Origin of the sequence: Kribbella sancticallisti (genome assembly GCF_039530625.1) — a bacterium.
Classification (GTDB): Bacteria; Actinomycetota; Actinomycetes; order Propionibacteriales; family Kribbellaceae; genus Kribbella; species Kribbella sancticallisti.
In genome coordinates this window covers 189,459-205,691 of the sequence record NZ_BAAAOS010000032.1, presented here as the reverse complement: position 1 = coordinate 205,691, position 16,233 = coordinate 189,459, and the positions used below count along the sequence as shown (strand labels likewise).

Annotated in this window: 17 protein-coding genes and 1 pseudogene; 8 read left to right on the top strand and 10 right to left on the bottom strand. The window is 67.9% G+C overall.

What is annotated here, in order from left to right; all coding sequences use genetic code 11:
• Positions 1 to 185: 185 nt before the first annotated feature.
• Both ABD255_RS23450 and ABD255_RS23445 read right to left on the bottom strand, forming a co-directional pair.
• Positions 186 to 839, bottom strand: a complete 654-nt coding sequence (locus tag ABD255_RS23450) for a response regulator (protein ID WP_344217419.1) — start codon at positions 837 to 839, stop codon at positions 186 to 188.
• Positions 836 to 1,987 (bottom strand): sensor histidine kinase, encoded by a 1,152-nt coding sequence (locus tag ABD255_RS23445; RefSeq protein WP_344217417.1) that lies wholly within the window; start codon positions 1,985 to 1,987, stop codon positions 836 to 838. Before ABD255_RS23445 ends, ABD255_RS23450 begins: the two co-directional genes overlap by 4 nt.
• 159 nt (positions 1,988 to 2,146) lie before the next feature.
• Here ABD255_RS23445 and ABD255_RS23440 point away from each other — a divergent pair, with 159 nt between their 5' ends.
• Complete coding sequence (locus ABD255_RS23440; protein WP_344217415.1) at positions 2,147 to 2,581, top strand: DUF6069 family protein; 435 nt, start codon at positions 2,147 to 2,149, stop codon at positions 2,579 to 2,581.
• A gap of 235 nt (positions 2,582 to 2,816) precedes the next feature.
• Here ABD255_RS23440 and ABD255_RS23435 read toward each other — a convergent pair whose 3' ends face one another.
• On the bottom strand, positions 2,817 to 3,563 hold the full coding sequence (locus ABD255_RS23435; RefSeq protein ID WP_344217413.1) for a FadR/GntR family transcriptional regulator: 747 nt from the start codon (positions 3,561 to 3,563) through the stop codon (positions 2,817 to 2,819).
• Between the two features lie 222 nt (positions 3,564 to 3,785).
• On the opposite strand from ABD255_RS23435, the gene ABD255_RS23430 reads away from it, so the two are divergent.
• Positions 3,786 to 5,003 (top strand): alpha-hydroxy acid oxidase, encoded by a 1,218-nt coding sequence (locus tag ABD255_RS23430; protein ID WP_344217411.1) that lies wholly within the window; start codon positions 3,786 to 3,788, stop codon positions 5,001 to 5,003.
• A 199-nt stretch (positions 5,004 to 5,202) separates the two neighbouring features.
• Here ABD255_RS23430 and ABD255_RS23425 read toward each other — a convergent pair whose 3' ends face one another.
• The 5 genes from ABD255_RS23425 to ABD255_RS23405 all read right to left on the bottom strand — a co-directional run bounded on the left by ABD255_RS23425 (position 5,203) and on the right by ABD255_RS23405 (position 9,322).
• Positions 5,203 to 6,351 carry a sensor histidine kinase gene (locus ABD255_RS23425; RefSeq protein WP_344217409.1) on the bottom strand — a complete coding sequence of 383 codons (1,149 nt, stop codon included), beginning with the start codon at positions 6,349 to 6,351 and terminating at the stop codon, positions 5,203 to 5,205.
• A gap of 75 nt (positions 6,352 to 6,426) precedes the next feature.
• Positions 6,427 to 7,065 (bottom strand): pyridoxamine 5'-phosphate oxidase family protein, encoded by a 639-nt coding sequence (locus ABD255_RS23420; protein ID WP_344217407.1) that lies wholly within the window; start codon positions 7,063 to 7,065, stop codon positions 6,427 to 6,429.
• Positions 7,065 to 8,384, bottom strand: coding sequence for an MFS transporter (locus ABD255_RS23415; RefSeq protein WP_344217405.1), 1,320 nt, complete (start codon positions 8,382 to 8,384; stop codon positions 7,065 to 7,067). The genes ABD255_RS23420 and ABD255_RS23415 overlap by 1 nt, the downstream gene beginning before the upstream one ends.
• 33 nt (positions 8,385 to 8,417) lie before the next feature.
• On the bottom strand, positions 8,418 to 8,909 hold the full coding sequence (locus ABD255_RS23410; protein WP_344217403.1) for a hypothetical protein: 492 nt from the start codon (positions 8,907 to 8,909) through the stop codon (positions 8,418 to 8,420).
• A 113-nt stretch (positions 8,910 to 9,022) separates the two neighbouring features.
• Entirely contained in the window at positions 9,023 to 9,322 is a 300-nt protein-coding gene (locus ABD255_RS23405; protein WP_344217401.1) for a hypothetical protein, read from the bottom strand.
• A gap of 76 nt (positions 9,323 to 9,398) precedes the next feature.
• On the opposite strand from ABD255_RS23405, the gene ABD255_RS23400 reads away from it, so the two are divergent.
• The gene (locus tag ABD255_RS23400; RefSeq protein WP_344217399.1) at positions 9,399 to 9,953 is read left to right on the top strand and encodes a mycothiol transferase; all 555 of its coding nucleotides are present in this window, start codon (positions 9,399 to 9,401) and stop codon (positions 9,951 to 9,953) included.
• Positions 9,954 to 10,138: 185 nt separating this feature from the next.
• Here the strand turns inward: ABD255_RS23400 and ABD255_RS23395 are convergent, their stop codons facing one another.
• Positions 10,139 to 10,783 (bottom strand): alpha-ketoglutarate-dependent dioxygenase AlkB, encoded by a 645-nt coding sequence (locus tag ABD255_RS23395; protein ID WP_344217397.1) that lies wholly within the window; start codon positions 10,781 to 10,783, stop codon positions 10,139 to 10,141.
• Positions 10,784 to 10,870: 87 nt separating this feature from the next.
• On the opposite strand from ABD255_RS23395, the gene ABD255_RS23390 reads away from it, so the two are divergent.
• From ABD255_RS23390 to ABD255_RS23370, 5 genes and pseudogenes are all read left to right on the top strand, one after another.
• Entirely contained in the window at positions 10,871 to 11,755 is an 885-nt protein-coding gene (locus ABD255_RS23390; protein WP_344217395.1) for an AAC(3) family N-acetyltransferase, read from the top strand.
• Positions 11,752 to 12,318 (top strand): annotated as a pseudogene (locus ABD255_RS23385) (amidohydrolase family protein); the annotation flags it as partial. The gene ABD255_RS23390 and the pseudogene ABD255_RS23385, both read left to right, overlap by 4 nt.
• Before the next feature lie 115 nt (positions 12,319 to 12,433).
• Positions 12,434 to 13,207 carry an amidohydrolase family protein gene (locus tag ABD255_RS23380; protein WP_425554515.1) on the top strand — a complete coding sequence of 258 codons (774 nt, stop codon included), beginning with the start codon at positions 12,434 to 12,436 and terminating at the stop codon, positions 13,205 to 13,207.
• Positions 13,161 to 13,499: a YciI family protein gene (locus ABD255_RS23375; RefSeq protein ID WP_344217393.1), complete on the top strand. Its 339-nt coding sequence runs from the start codon at positions 13,161 to 13,163 to the stop codon at positions 13,497 to 13,499. Before ABD255_RS23380 ends, ABD255_RS23375 begins: the two co-directional genes overlap by 47 nt.
• Before the next feature lie 427 nt (positions 13,500 to 13,926).
• A complete protein-coding gene (locus ABD255_RS23370) occupies positions 13,927 to 14,637 on the top strand; it encodes a hypothetical protein (protein ID WP_344217391.1) in 711 nt (236 codons plus the stop codon).
• A 61-nt stretch (positions 14,638 to 14,698) separates the two neighbouring features.
• Here the strand turns inward: ABD255_RS23370 and ABD255_RS23365 are convergent, their stop codons facing one another.
• On the bottom strand, positions 14,699 to 16,222 hold the full coding sequence (locus ABD255_RS23365) for a glycoside hydrolase family 99 protein (RefSeq protein WP_344217390.1): 1,524 nt from the start codon (positions 16,220 to 16,222) through the stop codon (positions 14,699 to 14,701).
• Positions 16,223 to 16,233 lie beyond the last annotated feature (11 nt).

The window sequence follows — 16,233 nt, the reverse complement described above, 5'->3', positions numbered from 1 at the left end:
GGCGATGCCACGCTCCTATCAAGTCACGCCGGCCGGTCCTTCACACCCGGAGCCGGCAAACCATGACTTGCCAGCCTCACGGCGGCACCCACGCTACGAGCCAGGCTCCAGGTGCTCAGGATCCAACCACCGCGCGAGCGGCAACGTCACCCTGACACTGAGGCCCACGCTAGAGCATCGAGCGGTCAGGCCAAGCCGGCGTCGTGAGCGAGCAACGCGATCTGGGTGCGGTTGCCGAGTTCGAGCTTGGTCAGGATGTGCGAGATGTGCGCCTTGACCGTGGCCACGCTCATGTGGAGGTCGGTGGCGATCTGCGCGTTCGCCTTGCCCTGCGCGACGGCGAGCATCACGTCGTACTCGCGGGGTGAGAGCCGAGAGAGCGCTTCCTGGGCCTCGGTATGAGAATCCGCCTGCGTCGCCGCGCGGTCCATCAGCCGCCGGGTGATCGCGGGTGACAGGATCGGATCACCCGCCGCCACCCGGCGTACGGCGTCGACGATCTCGGCGGGCGGCGTGTCCTTCAGCAGGAACCCGCTCGCCCCCGCCCGCAGTGCGTGCAGCACGTTCTCGTCGGTGTCGAAGGTGGTCAGGACGACAACCTCCGGCGGGTTGTTCCGGGCCCGCAGCCGCCGGGTCGCGACGATTCCGTCCACCCGCGGCATCCGCAGATCCATCAGCACGAGGTCGGGGAAGTGCGCGTCGATCGCCGCCGGTACCTCGTCGCCGTCGGCGGCCTGCGCGACCACCGAGATGCCGTTCGCGCCGTCGAGCATCATCTCCAGGCTGGCCCGGACGAGCGCGTCGTCGTCGACCACCAGGACGCGGATGATGTCGTTCATGCCGGCCACGGTAGCGAGGCGTGCAGCCGGAACTCACCCCTGGTCCGGCCGTGGTTCAGCGTGCCGCCTGCCAGTTGCACCCGCTCGGTCAGCCCGACGAGCCCGGTTCCGTTTCCCGGTGTCAGTGGGACGCCGTTTCCGCCGGGGTTGGTGAGCACGATCTCCAGGCTCCCGCCAGGCCGTCCGTCGACCCGCACTGATACGGGACGACCCGCGGCGTGCTTGCGCGCATTCGTCAGACCCTCCTGCACCACCCGGTACGCCGTACGCCCCGTTGCTGGTGGCAACGACTCCGGGGCGGTGACGGCTTCGTCGTAGGTGATTTGGGTGCCGGCCTCGCGGGACTCCTCGACCAGGCCGCGGAGATCGGCGAAGGTCGGCTGCGGGCGGCCACCGGGGAGTTCGTCGATCTCGGAGTCGCGGAGCACGCTGATGACCTCGCGGAGTTCGTCGAGTGCCTGGTGAACGCCGGTGCGGATCACGCCCGCGGCCTGGGACAGCTTCTCCGGCGCGGAGTCCGGGCGGTACTCGAGCGCGCCGGCGTACGTGGCGAGCAGCGAGAGGCGATGCGCCAGTACGTCGTGCATCTCGCGGGCCATCTTCGTCCGCTCGAGGGCGCGCGCCTCGGCTACCCGGCGGCCTTGCTCGGTCTCGGCCCGGAGAGCGCGTTCGCGAAGCGAATCGAGCAGAGCCCGCCGGGCTTGGGTCCACTGCCCCCAACTGAGCAGAGCGGCGTGGACCGCCACGTCGAGGATCACGTACCAGAGCAGGCTCAGGCCTTGTGTCGGTCGCCAGATCCACTGGACCAGGTGGCCGGCGATCCCGGCGAGTGCGACGAGAATCGCCAGTTTGAGTGGACGCCGCTGAGCGACGGTCAGGGTGCCGACCGTCGACGGCGGGGTGGCGGCGGGTGAGATCGCGGCCAGGACAGCCAGAGCGAGAGCGCCCTGCACGGGTCGGCGGCCCAGGACGAGAATGAGGCCGCAGGCAACGAGTCCGACGGTCACGTCAAGGATCAGCCGGCTGAGGTTGAAGTGACCGGTCTGCCGGCCGACGATCGTGAGCGCGGACAGCGTTCCGATGGCGGCCACCGCCAGCACATCGGCTCGGCGGCGTCGCTTCAAGGATTGCTCACAGGAGTCACCCACGCCTCGACCCTAGGTGCGTGTCGCAGCCCACCGCCACCGACCAAAGTCGAAGGCGTATCGACTAACGGTCCGGCCGTTCCAGCCGCGCGGCCGATGCCGTCAGAGCGGGCTCTCCCGGAGTCTGGGTCTTCATCAACTCGTAGGAGAGGGGTTCGTCAGATGACGATCACGATGGAGAAGAAGCCCACCCGGATCGCCGGGCGGAGCAGGCTGGCGGTAGTCGGTGCGACGGTGGTCGCCGGACTGGCCGGCTGGGCGTTGCTGGCTTACGCGGCAGGAATCGACCTGCAGGCCAAGCAGGGGCCGGCGACGATCGAGGTAGGGGGAGTGTCGGTGTTCTTCGCTTCCGCGGTGATGTCGTTCGCGGGGTGGGGTCTGCTCGCGCTGCTCGAACACAAGACGATCAACGCTCGCAAGGTCTGGACGGTTGTCGCGGTGATCGCCTGCATCATGTCCGCCGTCAGCCCACTCACCAGCGGCATCGGCGCCGGCTCCAAGCTCGGGCTCGCGTCGCTGCACCTGCTGGTCGGCGCCACCGTCATCCTCGGGCTTCGCCGTACCGCACTGTCCGCCGACGACCGCTGCATCCCGTGATGACGGCGATTTCGACGGCGACAACGACGTGGGCGGGGTACGGCGTGACGAAATGCGACCTGATCGGCGGGCTCACGGGACGGTCCTGGAGATCGGCGCCGGCCGAGGGGATTCCGTTGCCTCGGGGAGGTGGAGCGGCGGCGTCGGGCAGCCGGAGAGGGGACTGGCGGCGTCGGGCAGTCGGAGAGGGACTGGCGGCGTCGGGCAATCGGAGAGGGGGCTGGCGGCGTTCCGGTCAGCGGGAGAGGCGGGCTGCCTCGTAGAAACCCTCGATGTGGTCGGTGATGAGGGTAGCCGCCTGGTCGGCTTGGCCGGCGCGGATCGCGGCGACGATCGACCGATGCTCAGACCGGAGGCCGACCGCGGTCGCGTCCCAGTCGGCCAGGTTCGGCACCGCGGCGAGCACATACCCATGGATCGCCGTCCGCAGCGACGACATCACCGCAGCGATCAACACGTTCCCCGCCAACGCCGACAGCGCCACATGGAACTCCGCATCCAGCAGATGAAACGCCTCCGGAGTAAGCCCCGGATCGTCCATCCGATCCAGCAACCCCTCAGCCACTGACAACTCATCGGACAGTCCTGGCGCGGCTACAGCCCCCGCCGTCTCGCGACCGTCCGCGCCAACGCCGGCTTGTCTTTCGGCTGCTTGGCGGGCGGTCCAGGACTCGAGCAGGACTCGGGTCTGGACTATGTCGCCCATCGGGAGGTGGTTCGTGGCGAGGTGTAGCCGGAGCAGCGCGGTCAGGGGAGAGGCCGGTTCGGCGACGATTACCGCGCCTGCTTCCGGGCCCGAGCCGGTCGCAGTACGGACGACTCCCATCGCCTCCAGTACTCGGACGGCCTCGCGGACCGACGGGCGGCTGATGCCGAGTTGCTCCGCCAGAGAGCGCTCACCGGGCAGCCGCTCGCCCAACCGCAACCGGCCGGCCGCCAGATCGGCCTCGACCCGGTTCAGCACCAACTCGTAGTTCTTCACGGCGCCTCGCAGTTCGTCACGGCTGAGTTTAGTGTTCCGTAAGCGAAGTAGCCTGAGCGCTGGAGGCGCCCAGGCACGCACCTCCAGCGCTCAAGCTACTTCGCTAACGGAACCCTAGCTGTGTGGTCGGACCACAGGATATGCTGTGGTCCGACCACACGGCTCGGCGCGTCGTTCGCGGCGCCGTCGACGGCCGTCCGACGAGTGACCGAGAGAGTCCCGATGACTGATCGTCAGCTGCCCCGCTGGTCCGAGCTCAAGCCGCTGCTGCGGCCGAAGCCGGTCACCCTGAACGCGACCGACCGCCGCCTGGCCAAGGCGCTGACGATCGCCGACCTGCGCACCATCGCCAAGCGCCGGACGCCGCGGTCGGTGTTCGACTACACCGACGGCGCCGCGGAGTCGGAGATCAGCCTGTCCCGGGCTCGCCAGTTGTTCGCCGAGATGGAACTGCAGCCCTCGATCCTGCGCGACGTCTCGCAGATCGACCTCGGCACCGACATCCTCGGCCGACGCTCGGAGTTGCCGTTCGCGTTCGCGCCGACCGGGTTCACCCGGATGATGAACCACGAGGGCGAGAGCGCCGTCGTCAAGGTCGCCCAGGACCTCGGCATCCCGTACGCGCTGTCCACGATGGGGACCACCTCGATCGAGGATGTCGCCGCGGCCGGACCCGAGGCACGCAAGTGGTTCCAGCTGTATGTGTGGAAGGACCGGGACGCGGGCGAGGACCTGGTGAAGCGGTCAGCCGCCGCGGGGTACGAGGCGCTGATGCTTACCGTGGATGTCCCGGTCGCCGGGGCGCGGTTGCGCGACGTACGGAACGGGTTCACGATTCCGCCGTCGCTGACGGCCAAGACGGTGCTCGACGCGTCGATGCATCCCGCGTGGTGGGCGAACCTGCTCACCACCCGGCCGCTGACGTTCGCGTCGTTGTCGAGCTGGGATGGGACCGTCGCTGACCTGCTGAACCAGTTGTTCGACCCGACGATGACCGTCGACGACCTGACCTGGTTGCGCTCGATCTGGGACGGTCCGCTGATCGTCAAGGGCATCCAGACGGTCGAGGATGCCCGCCGGGTGGTCGACGCTGGTGCCGACGCGATCGTGCTGTCGAACCACGGTGGACGCCAGCTCGACCGGGCTCCCACACCGCTGCGAATCCTGCCTGACGTCCGCAAGGCGGTCGGCACCGACGCCGAGATCTACCTGGACACAGGCATCATGAGCGGCGCCGACATCGTCGCTGCACTGGCTCTGGGTGCTGACGCGTGCTTGGTCGGTCGCGCCTACTTGTACGGCCTGATGGCCGGCGGCGAACGCGGCGTCGCCCGAGCAGCCGAGATCCTCACCACCGAGGTCCGCCGAACCATGGCGCTCCTAGGAGTCCCCAAGGTCGCCGACCTCAACCCAAGTCACGTACGCCTACCGTCCTCCTGAGCACGCACAGCGGGCTCGGCGCCTCCACATCCGCCTGACCACGCACAGCGGGCTCGGCGCTTCCACGTCCGCCTGAGCAGGCACAGCGGGCTCGGCGCCTCCTCACGAGCCCGCGTCCGCCTGATCACGCACAGCGGGCACTCGGCGCTCGGCGCTTCTCCTCGAGCCCGAGCCCGCGTCCGCCTGCCGTCGTCCTGACCTACAGCGGCTCGCGGACTGGTTCTAGAGGTAGATGGGCGATTATTCGGAGGCTGCCACTGGGCGTGCGGGTGGTTGTGAGGGTGCCGCCGAGGGCGGTGGCTCGTTCGCGCATGCCGATGATGCCGTTTCCTTCCGTCGGTGGACCCGTCAGCGAGCCGCCGTCGTCGTCCACCTGCACCACGAGCTCGTCTTCGCCGTACTGGATGCGCACGGTGGCTGCGGTCGCCTTGGCGTGCCGGACGATGTTGGTGAGCGACTCCTGGATGATCCGGAAGGCCGCGCGGTCCAGACCCGTGGGCAGGGGCCGCGGCTGGCCGTGGACGATCGAGTGCACCTCCAGCCCGGCCATCGAGGTGCGGCTGATCAACTGCTCCAGGTGGTCCAGCCCGACAAACGGCTGTCGTGGAGCCGACTCGTCTGACTGGCGCAGCACGCCTACGATCGACCGGAGCTCGACCAGGGCTTCTTTACTGGCGTCCTTGATCGCCGCAAGTGCGGGCCCGGCCTGCTCGGGTTGTCTGTCGACCAGGTGCAGCGCCGTGGACGCCTGCACGTTGATCAGGGAGATGTGGTGCGCAACCACGTCGTGAAGCTCCTGCGCGATCCGGAGCCGCTCCTCGCCGGCCCGGCGCAGCTCGGCCTCGCGTCTGGTCTTGTTGGCCGCCATCACCCGCTCTCGATGGCCGCGGAACAGCTCCGCGACGAACCCGAGCACGACGAAGCAGGTGCCGACCAGAAGCACCTGGTACACGCCTTGCTCGTTGATACCGAGCACGAGCCGGCCGAGCACGTGCCCGACGTACAGGGCGACCAGGCCTGCCCAGCCGGCGATCCGGTGGCCGGTCCGGATCACGGTGAAAACGGCGATCACGAAGCTGAGGACGATCGGACCGTACGGATACTCCCGGAGCATGAAGATCAGCGTGGACACGACTGTTGCCCACAGCACCGGGACCGGGCGGACCCGGAGCCAGTACAGCGAGGTGGTGCCGATCAGGATCAGCACGACCATCAACCAGTCCGCCGGACGCCTCTCCGCCTGGCCCCTGGACGCCCCGATCGACCCGAACAGCACGACGATCGAGAGCACGGCAGGCAGAGCGATCCGCTTGACGCGGTCCAAGGTTGTCGGCGCAGAAGTGCTCACCCTGGCACCGTAGAGGTCCGTGCCACCCGGTGTCATCGTCGCCACGTCGTACTTCGGACTGCTCCGTCCGCAGTACTAGTACGTGAGCTTGTAGATGCCCTCTTCGTACTGGGGGCCGTAGTACCGCTCGAGCTCGGCCAGGTCGTCGTTCGGGCGGTCCAGGGCCTTCGCGATCTTGGCTCGGGTCGGAATGGCGTCCGGGTTCCAGGTCTCGGACTTCCACAGCTTGGAGCGCAGGAAGGCCTTCGAGCAGTGGTGGAAGATCTCCTCGATCTCGACCAGGAGAGCCAGTTGCGGGCGGTTGCCCTTGACGATCATGTCGTCGAAGAACGGCGCGTCCCGGACGATCCTGGCCCGGCCGTTGATGCGCAGGGTCTCGCCGCGGCCGGGGAGCAGGTAGATCAGGCCGACGTGCGGGTTGCCGAGGATGTTGGTGAAACCGTCGATCCGCCTGTTGCCGGCCCGCTCGGGGATGGCGATGGTGCTGTCGTCCAGGACCATGGTGAAGCCGGCCGGGTCGCCCTTGGGGGAGACGTCACAGTTGCCGTCGGCGTCAGAGGTGGCGATCAGGCAGAACGGGGACGCCGCGAGCCACTTCTTGTCGATGTCATGGAGCTCCTTGCGGGTCTTGTCCTTGGCGTGCTGCAAGGGCGGTGGGACCACGTCGCGCAGTTCGTCGTACGAGGTGATCTCGACCATTCCTGGGATTTCCATCAGGCGGCGCACTCCTCTGCCAGTGACGGCTCGACCACCTGGCTGGCGGGCCGTGTCCGTGCTGCCCATCGTACGGCGGGACCAGTCACACAACTGGTCCCTAGGAACAGTGCACCGACCACCATCCAGCCGACAGGACCCCAGCCGAGTACGAGGGTGGTGAGCAACGCCGGGCCGAGCATGCGGGCCACCGCCGGGCCCGTTCCGAAGAAGCCCTGGTACTGACCCTGCTTGTCCGCGGGAGCTAGCCCGAAGCTGATTTCCCAAGCCCCAGAAGCCAATTTCATCTCGCCGAGGGTCAGGAGCGCGGCAGCAACAACCAGTACTCCGGCGGCTGCCGTGGGGGCCATTCCGATCGCGGAGAGAGCGAACACCCCGCACGCCACGAGCATCGCGATGCCGGCGAAACGGACCGAGCGGGTCGCAGTACGCAGGTCGGTGACGCTGCGGGCGATGCGCACCTGGAAGAAGGTGACGCCGATGGTGTTGATGATCAGCAGCGCGGCCACGACCCAGCCCGGCGCGTTGGTGCGCTCCACGATCCACAGTGGCGCCACCAGGCTGAGCAGCGGCATGAACATCAGCATGATCGAGTTCAGGAAGGTCAGCAGGGCGTACGGGCGATCGCGCAGGACAGCCAGGCGGGGTTCGCCCGCGACGCGGAGGGTGACTGCTGGGACGGCGGAGACCCGGCGGATCAGTCCGGCCGCAACAAGAAAGCTGGCCGCGTCGACAGCGAACACCGCCAGATACGCCGGGGTCGTGTCGAACCGCAGGGCGACACCTCCGAGCGCGGCGCCTACAGCCAGTCCCGCGTTCACGGTCGACTGAAGGAAGGCCCTGATGCGCGTGCGCTCGGCTGGCTGGACCAAGCCGGCGAGGAGGGCTTGCCGTGCGGCGGTGAGACCGGTCTGGCTGGTCGCGTAGACAACGGCCGCGATCAGGAAGAGCGGGAAGCTTCGCACGAAGAGGAACGACGTCACCGCGGCTGAGGTGGAGATGGCCAGCAGGATGGCGACTCCGCGCGGTCCCTTCCGATCAGCCAAGTTGCCCAGCGGCACACCGGCCAGAAAGCCGATCAGCCAGGCAATCGTGAGGCCGAGTCCGACCTGCGCCGTGGACAGCCCGACGACCCGGGTGAAGAACAGCGCGGACGTGACGATGAAGGCGCCGTCGCCGACCGAGTTCGCCAGTTGCGCGAAGGCCAGATTCCGCGGCGCTCCCGCCGGCGGCAGAAACGCGGCGCTCTTCCGCTCGCTGACCGCGCCCGCTGCATCACGTACTCCGTGGTCCTCGTCCCGTGCTGCGTTGGTGGTCATCTCGGATCTCCCTCGCCGCTGGATGCTTCGAGCCTAGAAGCCCATCGGCCCAGGAGTCAGATCCACTTCAGTGCTAGTTGCATGGGCCAATTCTCTCGCTGGTGCTGTCAGTTGGGTGAGGTAGACGTGACCTGGAACAGCGACGTAGAAGCCGAGTAGACGGATGTCGGCGAGGCGGCAGAGATGGGCCGCTGCCTGGGACCACTCGAGGTCGATCGGCAGAGCCGTGGCTGGACCTGGGCGGCCGATCGCCAGCAGCAGGGCGCCGTCGGGTCGAAGTTGGAGGGCTGGGATGACGGGGTCGAGGACTTCCTCGCAGGTGTCGGTGGGTGGGCTGTCGGCGTAGTCGGGGAGGTCCAGGTGGATGCTGGCGATGAAGCGGGCTTCGCGGTCGCAGAGGATCGCCGAGAAGACGCCTGAGCGGCGATCTCCTTCGGTGACGTAGAGGTCGACCACGTCGGCGGCCAGGGTCGGGTCGGTGAGCGGCAGATCGGTCCAGTTCCGGGGCAGGTCGGTGAAGGTCATACCTGTAAAGTGCCGTCGTTTCGCGGCCGGATCCGCGTTGTCCACAGACAAATCCCTTGTCCACAGACAAATCTCAGGCACCTTGGCTGAGCACGGCCTTGGAAGGCGCCGTCTTAACTGGGCGAGACCGGGCGGCTCATCACGCAGTGGTTCTTGCCCTTCGGGCGGTCGTAGCTGAAGCCGGCGTCCTCGAAAGGCTTGCGCGTGCCTTTGTACAGGAAGGACGCCGAGGTCTTCTTGCCCTGTGTGTCTTGGGGATAGGCCTCGACGAGCCCATCGCCGGCCTGCCCGATCAGGCCGGGTGGAACCCAGGTGCACCAGCAGCCGTTCCAGACGCCGTTGTGTCTCTCCGCGAGTTGCGCGAAGGCGTCCCAGGTAGTCGCACTGAGCAGCTTTATCACGTAGTCACTCACAGCATCCTCCATCCAGCGCTTTACAGAGCATGCAACTCGGACGGAAGACGTCCGGGTTGAGGTCTACCGTGGCGCTATGACCCCGACTGAACACCAGGAACCGCCACTTGCCGGCACCGAGGTCGAGCATCTTGTCGGTGCGCTGGAGCGCCTGCGGGCGACCTTCCGGTGGAAGGCAGATGGACTCGACACGGCGGGACTGCAGACCCGAATCGGCGCTTCGTCGCTGACGCTGGGAGGTCTGCTCAAGCACCTCGCGCGGGCGGAGGACGACATGTTCGGCCTGAAGCTGAGCGGTGCGGGGACTGTTGCGCCGTGGGACACCGCACCCTGGGACACCGATCCGGACTGGGACTTCAACTCGGCAGCCGACGACACACCCGAACAGCTCTACGCGATCTGGGACAGCACCATCGAGCGGTCCCGGGCGAGGCTCGACGCGGCCCTGGCAGACGGCGGGCTCGACCAACTCGTCCACCTCTCCAGGTCCGACGGTCGCCACCTCAGCCTCCGCCGGTTGCTCTGCGACCTGATCGAGGAGTACGGCCGGCACACCGGTCACGCCGACCTACTCCGAGAAGCCGTCGACGGACGGGTAGGCGAAGACCCACCCCCGGGCTGGCGCCCGTGACCCATCCCCGGGCTGGCGCCCGTGATGCAGCCCGGGCCGACCGGCAGGGTGAGCTCAGGTAGCCGTCGCGCCGCAGACGCTTGGTCGGCTCATCCGCGCTCCATCCACGCGACGCCGCGGCGGGGTCGCGAGCCGGACGCCTCGAGCGTCTTGCCGCCGAACCGGGCGGCGCCCGCCGGAGTTCCTCAACGGACGCCGCGGGGGCGGAACTGGATGCTGATTCGGGGGCCGATGCGGCCGGTGGCCTTGGGGATGGCGTGTTCCCAGGTGCGTTGGCAGGAGCCGCCCATGACGATCAGGTCGCCGTGGCCGAGTGGGTGGCGGATGGTCGAGCTCACCGGGCCGGTGTTGCTGCCCGGCCGGGGGCGCAGAGCCAGCACACGCGGCTCGCCGACGGAGAGGATCGCCACCATCGTGTCCTCGTGGTTGCCGCGGCCGATCTTGTCGCCGTGCCAGGCGACGCTGTCTCGGCCGTCGCGGTAGAAGCAGAGCCCGGCGGTCCGGAACGGCTCGCCCAGTTCGTCGGCGTAGTACTCACTCAACGAATCGCGGGCCTCGTCGAGGATCGGCAGCGGAAGATCCTCGTTCTCGCCGTAGAAGCAGAGCAGACGCGGTACGTCGACCACCCGGTCGTACATCTGCCGCCGCTCCTCCCGCCACGGCACGTCGGCAGCCAGCCGCTCGTACACCTGATCGGCCCCGGTCAACCACCCCGGCAACACGTCGATCCACGCACCCCGGCTCAGCTCCGTCCGCTGAATCCCGCTCAGCGAGCCCAGCGCAGGATCCTCGAACGCATCCAGCAAAGAGGCCTGAAGGTCAGCTGCCATGCCGCCAATATACCCGAGATTCGAACACCTGTTCCCATGGATTCCGCACTGTTTCTGATGGGAAGGGTGGGACTCAGGAGATGGAAAATGGACGAGACGATGCCCAACGAAGTGGTCACGCAAGCCCGGATCGTGGCCGGGCTCGAGCAACTCGGCCTGACGCGGCAGAGCGCGGTGATCGTGCACTCGTCGCTGAGGTCGTTCGGCCACGTGGACGGAGGAGCCGAGGCCGTAGGCCGCGCGCTCGTTGAAGCCTGCGGCACCGTGATGGTGCCTGCCGGGACCTGGGACCTGAGCGGCGTCGACCCTCCGCCCGGCCTGAGACGACCGATGAACGCGTACGAGCCGAGCCCGAGTTGGGCCGCGTTCGAGGAACAGTTGGACCGGGCGAAGCCGTTCTCGCCGGACCTACCAGCGGATCGCGAACTCGGAATCATCCCGGAGACACTCCGCCTGACGCAGCCGCACCAGCGCAGTACGCATCCCGTGTTCTCGTACGTCGCTGCCGGCGCCGCAGCCGAGCAGGTGGTCGGCGCACAGCGGCTGGACTGGCCCCTCGGGCCGATCGAGAAGCTCGCCCAACTCGACGGCGTGGTCCTCCTCCTCGGCGTCACCCACACCGCGAACACGACGATCCACCTGGCTGAGCAGCAACTCGGCCGCTCGACGTTCTACCGCTACGCGAAAGTCGATGGCAGTTGGCTGGAACTCCCCAACATCCCAGGAGCCAGTCACCGCTTCGACGCCATCGAGCCGGACCTGCTCCCACACACGCGGGAGATCCTCATCGGCTCCTGCCGCGCCCGGGCCATCCCCATCCGCGCAGTACTGGCGGCAACCCACGCCCGGATCCTCGCCGACCCCCGTGCCCTCCTCTGTAGCGACGACCCCGCCTGTCGCTGCGCCGCGGCGTACGAGCAGCGCCTGGTGGCAGAGCAGTGCACCGGTAGTGCGGGAGGGTTGGAGGTATGACGCGACTGGTGGTTCGGGGCTGTTCGGTGTTGGTGGTGCCGGAGGTGGGGGAGTGCCGGGTCGAGGAGCGGCGGGACGTTCACGTCGAGGATGGCGTGATCACCGCTGTCACGCCGACGGGCCTGGAAGCCCCAGTTGGGGTTGAGGTGGTTGAGGGCGCCGGGCTGATTGCCGTTCCAGGGTTGGTGAATTCGCATACGCACAGTCCGATGGTGATGATGCGGGGCGCGGCCGAGGACGTCGGAATCGACGACTGGTTCAATCGCAAGATCTGGCCGATGGAGATGAACCTGACGGCCGATCGGGTTCGGGTCGGTGCCCGGTTGGCGTGTGCGGAGATGTTGCTGGCCGGGGTGACGACCTTCGTGGATCACTACTTCCACGCCGACCAGATCGCCCGGGCCGCGATCGAGACCGGGATCCGGGCCGACCTCGCGCCGACGTACTTCTCGTCCACGGGTGACGAAGGCCGGGAGGCGGCGTTCGCGGCGGCTCGGGAGATTCGTGCCCTGGATGAATCGCGGGTGACCGCCAGCCTCGGACCGCACGCGACGTACACGGTGACCGACGAAGATCTGCGCCGTACTGCGGAAGTCGCCCGCGCCGAGGGATTCCGGATCCACCCTGCACGCGGCCGAGACCCGGGACCAGACGCAGTCCTCGAAGGACCGCCTGGGCGTGACGCCGATCGAGGTGCTGGAGCGGACCGGAGTACTGGAAGCCGGCGCGCTCATCGCTCACGGCTGCGGGATCGTCGAGAGCGACCTGCCGATCTTGCGCCGCTTCGCCGACCGTACTGCGGTCGCCACGTGCCCCAAGGTCTACCTGAAGCTGGCGATGGGCTCGACCACTCCGATCAGGCAGTTGTGGTCCGTGGGGATCGAGGTAGGCGTCGGCACGGACGGCGCGGCGGTCCACAACACCCTCGACGTGTGGGAGTCCCTGCGCCTGGTGGCACTGACGCAGAAGCACTGCGAGCGGAACGCGGAGTGGATGACGATCTCGGACACCCTGAGACTGGCGACGCGAGGTGGTGCCGCGGCGGCGGGACTCGGCGACACCATCGGCGCGATCGAACCGGGTCGCCGCGCAGACATCGCTCTGGTCGACCTCTCGGGCCCGCACTGCCAGCCGCTGCACGACCCGAGGGCCGCGCTCGTCTATTCGGTCCGATCCTCAGACGTCGTGACGGTCATCGTCGACGGCCAGGTCGTTTGTCCGCGACCGGAAGCTCACCAAGGTCGACGTGGACGAGATCATCGGCGATGCGAGGGAACTGGCGCACACCCTCGTCGACCTCTCCCAGGGGGGCGCGGTCCAGCACTACGCTCCCTGACCGAGCTTTGTCGAAAGCCGCGGTTCGGTTCCGACGTCCCGTCGAAGCTCAGCAGAGATGAGGAGATCGATGAAGTACATGCTGTTGATCCGGCCCGAGGTGAACTTCGATGGTGAGGTGCCGGAGGAGATGGTGCGGGCCACCCGGGAGTGGGTGCGGGAGATGACCGAGCGGGGCGTGCGGCGGGAGGGCGCCGCGCTCCGGCCGCCTGAGGAGGCGACCGGAGTAGGCCGGCGTGCGGGGAAGGTGGTGACGACCGACGGGCCGTTCGCGGAGTCGAAGGAGCAGATGGGCGGGTACGACCTGATCGAGTGCCGGGACCTGGACGAGGCGATCGAGATCGCGTCGAAGCATCCGGTCGCGGCCGTTGGCATGGTCGAGATCCGAGCACTGGTGGAAGACCTGTAGACGAAGTGGAAGACCTGTAGACGAACCTGCTCCTTCAGGAATGCTTGAAGGGGTCGTCCAGCCTCCAGTGCACCCGCGTCGCGGCCCGCCTCAATCCTTTCGAGGCAGACGGCAAGGCCGCGGCAGGACGGGTCGCCGGCAGCCGAGAGTGAGCGGATCCGGGCGCTCGGTGACGCAGTTGCGGAATGTTAAGGAAACGTGTGGAATTCGAGGCGTGTGATTAGCCGGTCAGGCGCCGGGGAGAGTTGAAGCGAGGTCGAGATAACGGTGCTGACGGGGTGTGTTTCCGGCACCCGGGCGGGTCGAATCGTTGCGCAGCGCAAGGCTCGGTCAGCCCTGGGTGACGCTAGGTGACTTGCTCTGGCCGCACCCCCCACAGGCATGGCACGATCGGCCACCGGGGAGACACGTCATCAGGGGGCGGCGAATGGCGAAGGCCAAGCGGACCAACCACCGAAGTGCGAGCGACATCGTCGTCGACGAGCCTGGTGGCACGGTTGACGACGGCGCTCGAGATGAGGATGGCGCGAACTTGACTGGGTACCGGGTTGCCGCGGTGGAGAACGGCCAGACCCCGCACGGACCGAACGGAACCAACGGATCGAACGGACGGGATGAACGCAGCGTGACGGCGGCGCAGAACGGTGAGGCTCCCGCGAACGGATTCGGTACGCCGGTGCGCGTGGATCAGATCGCCGTGGCCGCGATGGCGTTGTCCGAGAACCTGCTGGATGCCACCAAGGGGCTGCCGGAGTCGGTCGAGTCCCGCCAGTTCCGCCGCGATCTCGACGAGGCCGCGGACACCTTCCGCGCGGTCGCCGGCGAACTGGAGACGACGGCCGGCAATCTGGTCCGGCTGGCCGCGACCGAAGGCCAGACCTGCGGGGTGTCGTGGGGTATCTGCGCCGACCACGGCCTGACGCTGATGAATGTCGGCGAGGTCGTCACCTGCCACGTGCTCGGCTGCCACCGGGAGCAGGAAGCCGTGGTGGAGCGTTGCACCCAGCCGGTCGCCTACCGCGTCGTCGACGTCGCGGGACCGGCGCTGATGACGTGTGCCGGCCACGCGATCGCCTGCCGGCTGCACCTCGACGGCGCCGTCATCACCCTGGCCACCGACAGCCTCGAACTGCTCTGACAGCCTCAGCGTTCTGACAGCGGAAGGTCCGGCCCCTGAACGGAGCCGGACCTGGCTGCTGTTACTGAATCCGGCAGGACGTCAACTGGTCGTTCGCGTTCGGCGACAGCGCCACGAAGTTGGGCGTATCGGCGGTCCGCGTCCAACTCTGACCGTTGAAGTTGTCCTCGGCGAAGATCGTCACCGACCAGCCGGCCGGCACCCGCACCGACGACGCCCAGTTGTCCTGTACTCCGGCCGCCTGCAGCTGCGCCCGGGTGTAGTTGCCCTTGGCAAGTGCTTGGCCGGCCGCGCCGAGATAGTCGACGTGCTCGAAGAAGATCACGCCGCCGGTGCCCTGGCTCGGCATCGGCGGGGTCGGCCGGGTCGCGGTCAGCGGAAGCTGCCCCTTGAACATCCGGCCGCCGTCGTTGGTGAGCCGCAGGTAGTAGTCCGAGGAACACGCCGTGCCGTCCTCGTCGAGGGCGCGAATCCCTGACCCGTTGGGGATCCAGGCCGAGCTCTCCGCGGTCTTGGCGATCTGGTTGCCCTCGTTGTACTCGTCGAACATCGAGATGTACATGCCCTGCACGCCGACCCGGGTGAGGTTGTAGAACTGCCGCCACATCAGGTCGCCGTGCCGTCGGTGACCGGACTGCAGATCGCCCGGGATCACGCAGGGCTGGTAGTCGATGCCATGCGCGTTGCAGTCGGCCTGGTCCTGCTGGTTCACGTTGTTGTAGTAGTGATCCGCGCCCGCGACGTCCTGGATCCGGCCGACCATCCACGGCGACAGCATGTTGAACGCGTGGTAGACGTCCAGATAGCCCGCCCGCGAGTCCTCGACACCGCGCCGCCAATGCGTCGGTACGCCGCCGATCACGTAGCAGCCCTGAGCCTTGAACCAGTTGACCACGTCCAGGCAGACCGAGGCCGGCCAGGTCTTGTTCGGCTCGTTGAAGCCGAAGCCCCAGATGCAGACGACCGGTTTGCCGTTCTGCTTCGCGTACGCCGGTGACGAGGTGTACGACCGCATCTTGTTGATCCAGTCGGCTTTCATCTCCGACTGCATGGCGTCCCACGCGGTGGCGTCGTACATGATGTAGAACTTTCGCCCGTACTGCTCGGCCGCCTGCCGGACCTTGGCGGCCATCGCGTCCCGGGTCGGGCCTTCGCCGCCGGTCGGGTTGAAGCGTTGCAGCGCGGCCGTGTCGCAGCCGTTCTGCTGCATCCACTGGAAATGAGTGTTGACGGTCTGCTGGTCGTACGACGAGAACAGCTTGGCGGGCTGGCCGTTGCCGAGGTTCGAGTACGCCGTCTGGTACGTCGCCGTGTAGTCGCGCACGTCGGGCCAACTGCCGAGCGCGTTGTTGGTGGGCGACGGCGGCTGGCCCCAGTTGTTGCTCCAGTGCCACCAGCCGTTGATCGGAGCACCGTCGCCGGCGCAGGCGAACCAGCCCTGGTAGCCGACCGTGATCTTGCCGACGACGTCGCCGGGCGGACTGGCAAGCGGTGTGGCGGAGGCGGAGGTGGCGCTGCCGACAGTGGTCGCGGCGGCTGCGGTGGCCGCGGACGCGGCCAGGAAGGTACGGCGGGATAGAGGCATGTGCAGGCTCC